General features: G+C 41.6%; 12 protein-coding genes. 8 read left to right on the top strand and 4 right to left on the bottom strand.

The features are described from left to right. Positions 1-44 precede the first annotated feature (44 nt). Positions 45-608 carry a hypothetical protein gene (locus tag GSY63_RS11950; RefSeq protein WP_166586032.1) on the top strand — a complete coding sequence of 188 codons (564 nt, stop codon included), beginning with the start codon at positions 45-47 and terminating at the stop codon, positions 606-608. Between the two features lie 20 nt (positions 609-628). Here the strand turns inward: GSY63_RS11950 and GSY63_RS11945 are convergent, their stop codons facing one another. Beyond that, the gene (locus tag GSY63_RS11945; protein ID WP_166586031.1) at positions 629-988 is read right to left on the bottom strand and encodes a glycosyltransferase family 1 protein; all 360 of its coding nucleotides are present in this window, start codon (positions 986-988) and stop codon (positions 629-631) included. 112 nt (positions 989-1,100) lie between these two features. Here GSY63_RS11945 and GSY63_RS11940 point away from each other — a divergent pair, with 112 nt between their 5' ends. Further along, a complete protein-coding gene (locus tag GSY63_RS11940) occupies positions 1,101-1,934 on the top strand; it encodes a YdcF family protein (RefSeq protein ID WP_166586030.1) in 834 nt (277 codons plus the stop codon). A 267-nt stretch (positions 1,935-2,201) separates the two neighbouring features. On the opposite strand, the gene clpB is transcribed toward GSY63_RS11940, so the two are convergent. Next, positions 2,202-4,793: an ATP-dependent chaperone ClpB gene (gene clpB, locus GSY63_RS11935; RefSeq protein WP_166586029.1), complete on the bottom strand. Its 2,592-nt coding sequence runs from the start codon at positions 4,791-4,793 to the stop codon at positions 2,202-2,204. Between the two features lie 419 nt (positions 4,794-5,212). Between clpB and GSY63_RS11930 the strand changes: the two genes are divergently transcribed. Further along, a complete protein-coding gene (locus GSY63_RS11930) occupies positions 5,213-6,544 on the top strand; it encodes a sensor histidine kinase (protein WP_166586028.1) in 1,332 nt (443 codons plus the stop codon). A 144-nt stretch (positions 6,545-6,688) separates the two neighbouring features. Here GSY63_RS11930 and GSY63_RS11925 read toward each other — a convergent pair whose 3' ends face one another. Further along, positions 6,689-8,113, bottom strand: coding sequence for an ATP-dependent DNA helicase (locus tag GSY63_RS11925; protein ID WP_166586027.1), 1,425 nt, complete (start codon positions 8,111-8,113; stop codon positions 6,689-6,691). Positions 8,114-8,290: 177 nt separating this feature from the next. On the opposite strand from GSY63_RS11925, the gene GSY63_RS11920 reads away from it, so the two are divergent. From GSY63_RS11920 to coaD, 4 genes are all read left to right on the top strand, one after another. Further along, positions 8,291-9,097, top strand: a complete 807-nt coding sequence (locus tag GSY63_RS11920) for a DUF3822 family protein (RefSeq protein WP_166586026.1) — start codon at positions 8,291-8,293, stop codon at positions 9,095-9,097. Beyond that, complete coding sequence (gene rsmD, locus GSY63_RS11915; RefSeq protein ID WP_166586025.1) at positions 9,088-9,633, top strand: 16S rRNA (guanine(966)-N(2))-methyltransferase RsmD; 546 nt, start codon at positions 9,088-9,090, stop codon at positions 9,631-9,633. The genes GSY63_RS11920 and rsmD overlap by 10 nt, the downstream gene beginning before the upstream one ends. A gap of 36 nt (positions 9,634-9,669) precedes the next feature. Then, positions 9,670-10,680, top strand: coding sequence for a hypothetical protein (locus tag GSY63_RS11910; protein ID WP_166586024.1), 1,011 nt, complete (start codon positions 9,670-9,672; stop codon positions 10,678-10,680). Between the two features lie 81 nt (positions 10,681-10,761). After that, positions 10,762-11,223, top strand: a complete 462-nt coding sequence (coaD, locus tag GSY63_RS11905) for a pantetheine-phosphate adenylyltransferase (RefSeq protein ID WP_166586023.1) — start codon at positions 10,762-10,764, stop codon at positions 11,221-11,223. Here coaD and GSY63_RS11900 read toward each other — a convergent pair. Then, a complete protein-coding gene (locus GSY63_RS11900) occupies positions 11,192-11,830 on the bottom strand; it encodes an NUDIX hydrolase (protein WP_166586022.1) in 639 nt (212 codons plus the stop codon). The genes coaD and GSY63_RS11900 overlap by 32 nt on opposite strands. On the opposite strand from GSY63_RS11900, the gene pyrE reads away from it, so the two are divergent. Further along, positions 11,829-12,470 (top strand): orotate phosphoribosyltransferase, encoded by a 642-nt coding sequence (pyrE, locus tag GSY63_RS11895; RefSeq protein WP_166586021.1) that lies wholly within the window; start codon positions 11,829-11,831, stop codon positions 12,468-12,470. The two genes, GSY63_RS11900 and pyrE, sit on opposite strands and share 2 nt — an antisense overlap. Positions 12,471-12,630: the final 160 nt, after the last annotated feature.

Raw genomic sequence — 12,630 nt, 5'->3', positions numbered from 1 at the left:
CGCGCAATTAATATCTTTCCCACCCCTTAATATCACCATCGCAAATGACTGATAAAGAACAATTGATACAGCAAATAAGCGTCGCCATGGGTAAAACCAAAGTGCTGGAGTTGACTAAGATCGTTCAAAAAAATAACTTTAAGCTACGCGACCTTATCGACCTCACTTTTGATGGTAATAAGAAGTTAGCATTCAGGGCCGCATGGTTGCTTGAGAATGTCTTTTTACAACGCCCCGAATCTTATTTAACAGATATAGAGTACTTGATAGGTAATTTTGCCAATGTGACAAATGGCAGCTGCCAAAGGCATTATGCCAAAATAGCCATGCACCTCACCTCCCCTAAAGCTTTGCCCGCTATACAGCAAAAGCTGCAGGATATTGATATGGAAATCGTAGTGAACCAATGTTTTGAGTGGCTTATAGATCCGAAAGTTTTAATTGCTGTAAAAGCATTTGGTGCAGAAACAATCTTTAATCTGAGGCATCGCTACCCTTGGGTAGCGGACGAGCTTTCGGAACAGCTCGAATACCTGATGCGCAATGGCAGCCCGGCAATACAAAGCAGAGGAAAAAAACTGCTAAATTATTTACATCCCTCTGCCTAAGCAAAGGGATGTAAATGATATTAATTACTGTTTGCTGTAGGGCGATCTTCGCCTTTAAGGTTATCGCTTACCTGGTGATGGTGCAGCTTAGCCTCAATAGCCGACGAGCTGTTGTTTGCATAAGTACCATAAGCATCAACCAAAACACCTTTAAGATTATATTTTGTTGATGATATAGCGTACACGATAGACATATCTGATGGGTTACTCGCACCTTCGAAGCGGTAAAATTCGTTTACTTCAAAATCGTCGGCATTAAGCTCAATGTTTTGAGATTTATCCTGAATACTGTCCGAACCGTCCTCAAAACTCAGGTTAGCAGTATATCCTCTTTGTAAAAGGTCGTTAGTGGCGTCCACTAAGGTTTCATAATTTTTCATAGGTGATGTATTTGTTAAGCAACACGCTGTTTACTGCCTGTCCTTAATGTATAAACCACCGAAGCGGGAGGATGTTTTCAATTTCCTGATTAGTTAATTTGCCAATTTGTTAATGATTCATCATAAAGCCGGCAAGGGTAATACCATCAGCAAATTACTGATTTCGCGAATTGACAAATTAATTATCTTTGATTACATGTTTGTACTTTCTAAGGTCCTTTTATTTCTGCTGTTCCCCATTACTTGGGTATTAGCATTTATGGTATATGCCATTATAACTAAAAAACCACGACGGAAACAACGACTGTTGATTATCAGTCTCATTGTATTTTATATTTTTTCGGCACCTGTTATTCTGGATAATTACGCCAGACTTTGGGATTACCCTCCTGTTGACGCCGCAAAGCTTCCGAAGTATAGCTGCGCAATTGTTTTGGGAGGGTTCTCATCAGAAAAACGTGATAGCACAGGTATGTTTAACGGTGCTTCAGACCGGTTTATACAAGGCTTAAAATTAAAAGCCATGGGGAAAGCTTCCCATATACTTATCACCAGCGGCAACGGTAGCCTAGACCCTGATGGCTTTAGCGAGGGTGATTGGGTATATACGCAACTAAAACAGCTTAACATTCCAGACAGTGTGATATTGATAGAGAACAAATCGCGCAATACGATAGAGAATGCCCTATTTACCAAAAGGCTCCTTGTTCAAAAACACCTGCCGCCTCCCTATTTGCTGGTAACGTCGGCATTTCATATGCGACGCTCACAACTCATATTTAAAAAAGCGGGATTAGAGACTGTGCCCTACCCTTGTAATTACACTGCAGGTTTTGGCAAGTTTAGCATCTTTGCATTTTGGCCCAGCACCGAAATATTTAATACCTGGGGATATTATACCAAGGAGCTGGTTGGCTATGTGGTAGCCTGGCTGAGGAAGTTTTGATTCAAGTTGTTGATTGTGCGATTTGATAATTTTACCTGGCTCAATTGCAGATCAGAGATTGTTCCAGACTTACAGCGTAAACTTTGAAAAGAAAAGCGGTATAAAACAAAAAAGCAGCCATTACAGCTGCTTTCTATTTCATTAATTCACTGAAGTCCATTAGCCACCGGCCAACTCACTCTTCTTCACAAATCATCTAACTCACGTATCAACTTCACACACTCGTTAACTGATAAGCTAACGGACAAGTGAATCAACGAACATTTATTATTCATTCAGGAACACAAACTGGTTATCGAACATATCCAGTTTAATTTTACTGTCTTTATCAATTTTACCTGCGAGAATTTGTTTGGATAACTCGTTGAGGATCTTTTTCTGGATCACCCGTTTTAATGGCCTTGCTCCAAATTGAGGATCATAACCTAATTGCGCCAGCCAGTCTAAAGCCTCTTCGCTGGCGTCCATGCTTATACCCATTTCCGCAAGGGTAGCTTGCAATTGATGGAACTGTAGCTTAACGATTTCGCCAATTTCATTACGGCCCAGTGGGGTAAACATAATGATCTCGTCTATCCTGTTTAAAAACTCCGGACGGATGGTGCGCTTCAACAGATCAAATAACTGATTTTTAGTCTGAGCTATAATATCTTCCCTATTATCGTCGTCCAGGTTCTCGAAATTTTCCTGGATCACGTTCGAACCAATATTCGAAGTCATGATCACAATGGTATTCTTGAAGTTCACAACACGACCTTTATTATCTGTTAAACGGCCATCATCCAACACCTGCAACAAGATGTTAAACACATCCGGATGGGCTTTCTCGATCTCATCCAGCAAGATCACACTATATGGTTTCCTGCGAACAGCTTCGGTTAACTGACCACCTTCATCATAACCAACGTAGCCCGGAGGCGCTCCGATAAGCCTTGATACCGCGTGACGTTCCTGGTACTCCGACATATCGATACGTACCATTGATTGCTCGTCATTAAACAGATACTCAGCTAAGGCTTTAGCCAGCTCCGTTTTACCCACACCTGTTGTACCCAGAAATATGAACGAACCGATTGGCTTGCGTTTATCCTGCAAACCCGCACGACTGCGACGTATAGCATCGCTGATTGCCTCAATCGCCTCTTCCTGACCCGCTACACGCTTGTGTAACTCATCTTCCAGGTTAAGCAACTTTTCGCGCTCGCTTTGCACCATTTTACTAACCGGGATGCCAGTCCAACGGGCAACTACACCTGCAATATCTTCGGCGGTAACCTCTTCTTTCAGCATCCGGCTGTCGCTCTGATTTTCGAGCAAAGCAGCTTTCAGTTTATCTATCTCTTCCTGTGTTTCGCGGATGCGACCGTAGCGTATTTCGGCTACTTTACCATAATCACCTGCACGTTCGGCCTGTTCGGCTTCCAGCTTATAGTTTTCAATAGATTCAACTTTCAGGTTGATCCCATCTACCAGGTCTTTTTCGCTTTGCCATTTGGCGCGCAATTGATCGCGGTCGGCAGAAAGGTTGGCTATCTCCTCGCTCAGCTCTTTAACCTTGCGGGTATCGTTTTCGCGTTTAATGGCTTCGCGCTCAATTTCCAGCTGCATAATGCGGCGTTCCAGCTCATCTACGGCTTCCGGCACTGAGTCCATTTCCAAACGGAGTTTAGAAGCAGCCTCGTCCATTAAGTCAATAGCTTTATCCGGTAAAAACCGATCAGCAATGTAACGTTGCGACATCTCTACCGAAGCAATAATTGCTTCGTCGAGAATACGCACTTTATGATGGGTTTCATAACGTTCTTTTAACCCGCGTAAAATCGAGATGGCATCTGCCGCATCCGGCTCATCAACCTGCACACGCTGAAAACGACGTTCAAGGGCTTTATCCTTCTCAATATACTTTTGATACTCATTGAGTGTTGTAGCACCAATGGCCCTTAATTCGCCGCGTGCAAGAGCAGGTTTAAGGATGTTTGCAGCATCCATGGCACCTTCGCCACCACCTGCACCTACCAGCGTATGGATCTCATCAATAAACAAGATGATCTCGCTATCGCTTTGGGTTACTTCTTTAATAACTGCTTTAAGGCGTTCTTCAAACTCGCCTTTGTATTTGGCACCTGCAACCAGCGCACCCATATCTAAAGAGTACACCGTTTTCGTTTTCAGATTCTCAGGCACGTCGCCTTTAATAATCCTGAAGGCAATACCTTCGGCAATAGCAGTTTTACCAACGCCCGGCTCACCTACCAGTACGGGGTTATTTTTGGTACGACGTGACAGTATCTGTATTACACGACGGATTTCCTCATCGCGGCCAATAACCGGATCGAGTTTACCAGATTCGGCATACTCGTTTAGGTTACGTGCATACTTATTCAGCGCATTGAAAGTGGCTTCAGCATTCTGGTCGGTCACTTTGTTATCTCCGCGTAGCCCTACTATCGCCTTTTTAAGATCTTTTTCAGTAACACCTGCATCTTTCAATGCATTGCCGGCTGGGTCATTTACAGAAAGTATCCCCAGCAATAAATGTTCTACCGATACAAATTCGTCTTTAAATTCTTTTAAATAGCTCTGCGCTTTTTGCAATGCCGAATTGGCATTAGACGACAGGTATATATTGCTACCACTTACCTTCGGATACGACTCGATCTGCTTGTCGAGTATCTCATTAAGACGGGTAATATTTACATTAAGTTTCTTTAACAGATACGATACAACATTCTCATCAGCCAGTAACAAACCCTTAAGCAAATGCGAATTCTCAATCGCCTGCTGCTGATTGGCAGTTGTAATTTCTGAAGCCTTTTGTACGGCTTCCTGTGCTTTTATAGTATAGTTGTTAAAATTCATATCTCCTTTATTTCAATTTACTTGCCATTAGTTAAAATCAGCAAAAATGACAGCTAAAAGCGATTTTAAGCGACATTTTGTCTATCGCCGCTACGCTAATACAAACAATAAACCAGGCTAAACGTTTAAACAATATATCTCTATTGCTATGAAAAAGATATTCTTTGCCGTACTGTCGTTATTCGTATTGGTTGTGTGTTTTGTTGCATATCTTTTTAATACCGGAAAAAGTGGCGGTGTGGTAGATTAAAATAAGAAGTTGACTCGTTGATTGAGTGAAGTGGTTGATTAAGGTTTAGACACTAATGACTAATGACTAACGACCAGTGACTAATGACCAATAATAATACGCGTCACAACATTTATTTAATGATTAGTGAATTTATTTAATAAATTTGAGTAATCATTCCCTAATTACGTTGGAAACTTACTTTTTCAGAAGTATCCCTGCAAAATATCGAAAGGGCTATCGCAAACACTACATGCTTCAAAACCTGAAAGCTGTATACATTGCCGCCATTATTTTTTTCGGGCTAAATATTATTCTCCGCCTTTTTTATTATCTCCTTTCCGAAGGTTTAACACACGCACAAAACTTTCCTGAGTTTAATATCACCAATTGGATTTTTATCGCCATTACACCATTTTTTATTTTGGTGAGCAATTATCAGATAGCCGCTTTTAAAAAGACTAACAAGCTTGGCCTGGGTATATCTGCTACCATTATACTATTTTGCATTTACCTTATAACTGCCGGACTGGCATCGAGCATTATTGCCACCCACGACCCGCGCAACAGCATGATCTTGTATCTGGTGGCCATATTTAGTGTGGCGATTGTCTTTTTGTTTGAATACGAGGATACCTTGATGCTCACCATTATAACGGAGATCATTTTTACAGCAGCGCTCTTCTATTGCAATATCGATAGTACGGAAATTTTATATAACCAGGTAATATCAGCTTTCCTGCTATCGGGATTCTTTTTTATGTCGAGGTACGCTTATTCATTCAGGGCAATGCATTATGTACAATTGGTAGAAATAAAAGAAAAAAATACCGAGATAGAAAAGGCCAGCGCCTTTAAAAACGACGTACTTGGCATGGTGGCTCACGACTTGCGAAACCCGATTGGTGCTATTGAATCCATTGCAATGATTATGGAGTTAGATGAATTGGACGACGAAACCGCTGACAGTGTGTATATGATAAAAGCTTCTTGTGTTAAGGCAATGTCTATCATAAACGACTTGTTGGAGGTAGCCCGTAACGACGCCGATAACGACCTTGCAACGCAGCGACTAGAATTAAATGAACTGCTAACGAATATTATAGAGATGTGGAAGTTTCGGGAAAACGTTAAAAACGACATCGTGCTTATAAGCAGTCAACCACAGATATTTGCTTCGGTTAACGTAGAGAAATTTCAGCGGGTGATAGATAACCTCATTAGCAATGCTATTAAGTTCTCTAACGAAGTTGATAACGTAGAAGTGAATCTTAAACAAAATAAAGACGATATCCAGATAGAAATAAAAGACTATGGTTTGGGTATCCCTAAAGAAATGCTACCCCACATCTTCGACCGTTTCTCTAAAGCCGGCCGCCGGGGAGTACGCGGGGAGCAATCAACCGGTTTAGGTTTGAGCATTGTACAGCAAATAGTTGAAAAACATCACGGCAAAATTGAAGTACAAAGCGAAGAACGAAAAGGTTCTACTTTTAGAATTAGGTTGCCGCAATCTGCATAATGCAAATTGTCGCTTTGTCATCCAGAGCGATAGCGAAGGAGCTTCTGCAATTGCAAGGTCTACATGATGTGACGAAGAAGATTACTCCTACGTCGGAATGACAAATGTGAGAAAACTCAATCCGCAATTCACCCTTTCCACTTCTCACTCTTCCACACCGGGATAAAACTTTTCACTGAAATTTACTAAAAACAACTCTTGCCGGGCACGTGTGCAAGCAGTGTAAAGCCAACGCAGAAAATCGGTGTTTACCATATCATCTGTAAGGTAACCTTGATCTACAAAAACAGCATCCCATTGGCCGCCTTGGGCTTTATGGCAGGTAACGGCATAAGAGAATTTAATTTGAAGGGCGTTATAATAAGGATTCAGCTTTAATTCGTTTAATTGGGCGCGGCGGTTAGGGATGTGCTGGTAATCTTTCATCACCTCGGTATAAAACTGCTTCTGATCTGTTTGTGATAGTGCCGGCGATTCGGCTGTGAGCGTATCCAATAACACTTTACATTCTATCGTACGTTCTTCGGCGTAATCTAAAAACTGCAGTTGTACATCGGCAAAGCGGAGGCCATACATTTCTTCAGTACGGCGAACGCGTCTTATTACGGCCATATCTCCGTTGGCAATAAAACCTGTACTATCGTCTTCTTTGTTATCCTGCAGCCAGAAATAATTGTTGCGCACCACCATTATCTGGTCGCCACCAGTTAGCTCCTCCTCACGGTATAAAATGCGGTTACGGATCTGCTGATTATACATGTTGGCGTTTTTGTTAGAGCGGCAAATAATCAGCGTATTCTCTTTTCCGTATTTGCGGTATGCATATTCGAGGCCTTCTTCCAGGCGCTCGCCCGTCATGCGGTAAACGTCTTTAAAGCCCTTGGTAGTTATCTGCGGAAATAGCTCTTCTCCTTCGCGAATTATGTCACGAATACCGGTAACGTTGTACAAAATTCCCGATTGCTTTTGTTGTCTAAGTACGTCAGTCAGTTCATAACCGGCAACTTCGAGACCGAAATTATCGGCCATTAGCTTGGCATCCAACGCAGGACTATAATCCGATCCAACCGGCGGCAACTGAGCGGTGTCGCCCACCAACAACAGTTTACAATTCTTGGTATTGTAAACATACTCCACCAGATCATGCAACAACGATTCGCGGCTAAAACCGCCAGCCTCATCAGTAATCATTGAAGCCTCATCCACGATAAAGAGCGTATCCTCGGCCAGGTTTTGCGCCGGCGCGAAACCTTCGTCGACGTTCATTGCTGATTTTTTTCGGTAAATACGTTTATGAATGGTAAAGGCCTTGCGGTCTGAGTAACCTGTAATAACTTTAGCCGCCCTCCCCGTAGGGGCTAACAGAACAGATTTTAAATTATAGTATTTTAAAGCCTTAACCAGCGCACTGATAATAGTTGTTTTACCTGTACCCGCGTAACCCTTCAAAATAAAGCAATCGTACCCCGTATTACTCCTCAAAAAACCATCGAGCTTTATAAACAGTTCTGCCTGTTGCGCAGTAGGCTCATGTGGAAATGCTTTAATAATATAATCAACAGCGGGCATGTAATTAATTTGGCAATTTGTTAATTAGTCAATTTGAAAATGATAATCGCCTTTGAACAGCGAAGTTATTAAATAAGTAATATGTTGGGTAATGACTTTCGGCCATGAACTATGAACCATTGGCCATGAACTAATGACTATTGACTAAGATAAATTTATATTACATTTGCCCATAGCATGACCGGCAATTCTAAACTGTATTTTGACGATAATTTTAGCGCAGAAACGACTAAATATTATACCCTTTTAATTCAGATCAGAAATACTGATTTTTCTTTTGCAGTGGTGCATCAGAGCACATTGCTGGTTTGGGGTAAAAATTATCCGCTGGTCGAGCTGGCTTCCCCTAACGAGCTAGCGCCCTACCTTAATCCAACCGATTACCACAAGGTTGTTATTGGTGTTACGCCAACGGTGTTTAACATTGTACCTACGAAAGTATTTAATGAAGAGCGCGTAACGGATTTTATGCGCGTGTTGGATGTGCAACCATCTGACAAGGCTTATAGCCAAACCCTGGATTCCGACAATCTGGTTTTGTTTAAAGATAATGATCAATTATTGCCGGTACTGACCACAAGATACCCCTATCATCAAATTGTATTTAATTATAAGTGTTGGCTACAGACTATTTCTGCAGATAATTTAGATAGCATCAACCTGTATGTGGATATACAACCCAACGAGGTGCATTTTGCCAGCTACAAAAATAATAAGCTAAGATTTTATAACAGCTTTAACTACGCCGGCGCCGATGAACTGGCTTATTTTACTGCACTTGTTGCCAATGATTTGCAGCTTAATCAGCTTACTACCCACTTAATAGTAAGTGGTGACATTACTACCGGCGACAGCAAACTCGCCAATATCAGTGAGTTTTTCCCTAAAATAGATATTAGCCAACTGAAGCAATTAGAACAACTGCCCGAAGGCGTTGAACCACAGCAATTGCTTTCGCTTACCGCTTTACTATTATGCGCATAATTGGCGGTAAACTAAAAGGCCTAAGGCTTAATCCGCCTACCAATCTACCTGTACGGCCAACTACCGACCTGGCTAAAGAGGCACTGTTCAACATCCTCCAAAATCAGATAGACATGGAAGATCTCAAAGTACTAGATCTGTTTACCGGTACCGGCAACATGGGCTTCGAGTTTGCATCGCGCTATGCCCAATCTGTTTTATGTGTAGATCACAGTTTCCATTGCATAAAGTATGTAACCGATACAGCCAAGCAACATGGTCTCACCCAAATTAAAACTTTAAAGGCAGATGTATTTAAGTTTCTGGAACAGGAAACCGAACAGTACGACCTGATATTTGCCGACCCACCATACGACATTAGCCGAATACCCGAAATAGCCACCATTGTGTTTGAACGCAATTTGCTTTCGGCTGATGGCCTATTGATTGTTGAACACCAGTCTATGCAAAACCTAAGCAACCACCCTGCTTTTGTTGAGCAAAGGCGGTACGGGCATTCGTCGTTCTCATTCTTTCAAAAAACGCAACCCGAATAATACAAATAACATCACAATTCTAAACCTATCACATTCATGAAAAAAACACTATTAACCTTCTCTTGGGTAATTCTTTTTGCTGCGGTTTTGCAGGGATGCCATTTCGGTACATTCGGATCATGGAAAAACGATCGGATTGAGCCCAAAGTTAGGGAGGAGATTGCCGTGTTAGACAAGAAACTGTTTAAGGCCATTATGACCCAAGACGTTGCCGGGGTTAAACAATTATTGTCACCAACATTATTAGAGAAATCAGGAAAGAAAGTTGACACTATTGTAAATACTATGGGCGGCGCATTTAAGGCCACCGATTACAAACTGCTCGACGAATATTACACCAAAAACACCAGCGAAAATATTTCGAACGACATTCCGGCAGGCAAAGATGGTGGCAACGATTATACAATTAAATATCTGGCACTCAATAAAGAAATGTATGTTTCGCTAATGGTATCAACCAAACTACCGATTAACTGTCTAATAACAGCGGTATATGGTAAATACAATGATGGCTGGAAGCTTAACATCCTTCATATTGGCGAGTACAACATATTAGGCAAAACCGGACCAGATTATTATGCTGAAGCTCTTAAAGCTTATGACGATGGGAACGTGGTTGATGCTGTGAACATGATATCTACAACCGGTGAAATAGCCACGCCGGGGGGTGAATACTTTAAGTATAACAATGAAGCTGAAATGAAAGACTTTTACGAGAAGGTTATTAAGGAGGCTAATAAGCAATATCATTTACCGATGGTATTAAGCCAGGTAAAAACTATCCCCGAGATTTTTTCGATAAGGCCGCAAATGGTTTCAGATTTTGGAAAACAAGGTGTATACCCCATGGTTGGTTATAAATCGGGCGTTGCGCTTACTGATACAGTTGCCCTTAAAGCCGAAAATGATGCGATACAAAAAGTAGTTGGAACCATATTTAAGGGCATCGATAAAAACAAAGCCTACATCCTATACCGCGCTTTTGACCAAATACCCGATGGACAAAACTATGTTAAGCATTACGGTTTTATACAAAAACTAAAGTAAGAGCACTTGCAATTTAAATTCTAAGAATATCTGTACTTTCGGGCATCATTTGCCAACTATTCAAAACAGCATATAGATACTATGAAAATCGCCCTGTTTCCCGGCTCTTTTGATCCTGTTACCAAAGCGCACGTTGATATTGTTGAACGCTCTTTACCCCTGTTTGATAAGGTTTATATTGGCGTTGGGGCAAACAGCAGTAAGCAAGGTTTTTTGAGCATAGCTAAACGCGAGGAGATATTACGCGCAGTCTTTGGCCACGAACCTAAAATTCATATCGTAGCATACGAGGGCCTCACCATTGAATTTTGCCGTAGCATTAACGCGCAATACATGATAAGGGGCATACGTACGGTTTCGGATTTTGAGTACGAAAAAGCCATAGCACAGATGAACCATGCTCTGGCTCCCGAAATAGAAAGTATTTTTATAGTAAGCAAACCGGGTTACTCCTCCATCAGCTCAACCATTGTGCGCGAAATATTAAAGTACAATGGCGATGTGAGCAAGTTTATCCCAAAAGCGGCGCTTGACTGTTTGTAATCAATTTGGTCTTAGTCATTACCTCTGCAATAGACGGGAAAGTATTGGCTAAGATCTGATCCATATCTTTTTTGTCGAACCATCTTACATCGGTTATCCCCTCTTCTATTTGAGGTTTAAGTTTTCCTTTGCCTTTAAACTTCATTTTGTACCAATGCGATTTTTTGATCACCACCTGGCCACGGGTAACATAAGCGTGGTAGGTTTTGCAGATTTTTGCACCCGATTTATCGATCTCAATCCCGCATTCCTCTACCACTTCGCGCACAGCACCAATTCGCGGGGTTTCGCCTTTTTCAAGTTTACCTTTAGGCAAATCCCATCTGTCGAGACGATAAATAAATAGAAATTCGCCCTGTTTGTTCTTAACCAAGCCACCGGCAGCCTCAATAAGCGGAACACTTTTAAGCACTTTTTTCAAGAAAGCCTTTGCATCATCAGTAACTACAAAAAATGTATGTTTAGCCGAATTAAGTATCGCATAATAGGTTTTAGCAAAATCAAACTGCTGTGTACCAATCTTATCCGCATCTGGTGTAACCTCCGGTGCAGATTCTGTGATAATAATCACCTTGTCGTTAATATAAATTCTGTAGTTTTGAGCCATGTTTAATAAAACTGAGATTGAACAGCAGGTAGCTGAATTTCTGCTGCAAATTAAAGCAATAAAACTACAACCTAATAATCCTTTTACATGGGCTTCGGGTTGGAAGTCTCCTATTTATTGCGATAACCGCATCACATTGTCTCATCCCTCTATCCGCACCTACATCCGCCAGCAACTGAGCGTTTTGGTTCAGGAAGAATTTGGGTCTGTTGATTGCATTGCCGGCGTGGCTACTGCCGGTATCCCCCAAGGCGCATTAGTTGCGCAAGAACTGGGTCTGCCATTTATTTACGTACGCGCCAAGGCAAAAGAACATGGCACAGGCAAAATGATTGAGGGTGAAATTATACCCGGCCAACGTGTTGCGGTAATCGAAGACCTTATTTCTACCGGCAAGAGCAGCTTACAAGCTGTAGAATCATTACGCGATGCCGGATACAATGTGGCCGGCCTTGCAGCCATTTTCACTTACGGCTTTGATGCTGCAGTAGAAAATTTTAAAAATGCAAAGTGCCGCTTTTCAACTTTATCCAACTACAGCGCCTTGTTAAAATATGCAGAGCAACATGGCGATATTAAAACCGCCGACCTGGAAATTTTAAGTAAATGGCGCGAAAGCCCATCTACCTGGGGACAATAAAATATTGAACTTTCAAAATTAAAAAAGGCCTTCCTAACTATTGTTAGGAAGGCCTTGCTATATATATTTGTTTAATCGACTATGAACCCATCATATCAATTAAACAGCTTTACTATTTAGTAAACTTTTCTTTTGTCGACTCTGTAAATAGCAACTACGA

Source organism: Mucilaginibacter agri (assembly GCF_009928685.1).
GTDB lineage: Bacteria > Bacteroidota > Bacteroidia > Sphingobacteriales > Sphingobacteriaceae > Mucilaginibacter > Mucilaginibacter agri.
The sequence above is the reverse complement of the archived record's forward strand: the minus strand, read 5'-3'. Positions and strand labels throughout refer to the sequence as shown.

Coding starts and splice junctions, on each gene's coding strand:
- GSY63_RS11950 (WP_166586032.1), top strand. CDS start 45: ATGACTGATAAAGAACAATTGATACAGCAAATAAGCGTCGCCATGGGT.
- GSY63_RS11945 (WP_166586031.1), bottom strand. CDS start 988: ATGAAAAATTATGAAACCTTAGTGGACGCCACTAACGACCTTTTACAA.
- GSY63_RS11940 (WP_166586030.1), top strand. CDS start 1,101: ATGATTCATCATAAAGCCGGCAAGGGTAATACCATCAGCAAATTACTG.
- clpB (WP_166586029.1), bottom strand. CDS start 4,793: ATGAATTTTAACAACTATACTATAAAAGCACAGGAAGCCGTACAAAAG.
- GSY63_RS11925 (WP_166586027.1), bottom strand. CDS start 8,113: ATGCCCGCTGTTGATTATATTATTAAAGCATTTCCACATGAGCCTACT.
- GSY63_RS11920 (WP_166586026.1), top strand. CDS start 8,291: ATGACCGGCAATTCTAAACTGTATTTTGACGATAATTTTAGCGCAGAA.
- rsmD (WP_166586025.1), top strand. CDS start 9,088: ATGCGCATAATTGGCGGTAAACTAAAAGGCCTAAGGCTTAATCCGCCT.
- GSY63_RS11910 (WP_166586024.1), top strand. CDS start 9,670: ATGAAAAAAACACTATTAACCTTCTCTTGGGTAATTCTTTTTGCTGCG.
- coaD (WP_166586023.1), top strand. CDS start 10,762: ATGAAAATCGCCCTGTTTCCCGGCTCTTTTGATCCTGTTACCAAAGCG.
- pyrE (WP_166586021.1), top strand. CDS start 11,829: ATGTTTAATAAAACTGAGATTGAACAGCAGGTAGCTGAATTTCTGCTG.
- GSY63_RS11900 (WP_166586022.1), bottom strand. CDS start 11,830: ATGGCTCAAAACTACAGAATTTATATTAACGACAAGGTGATTATTATC.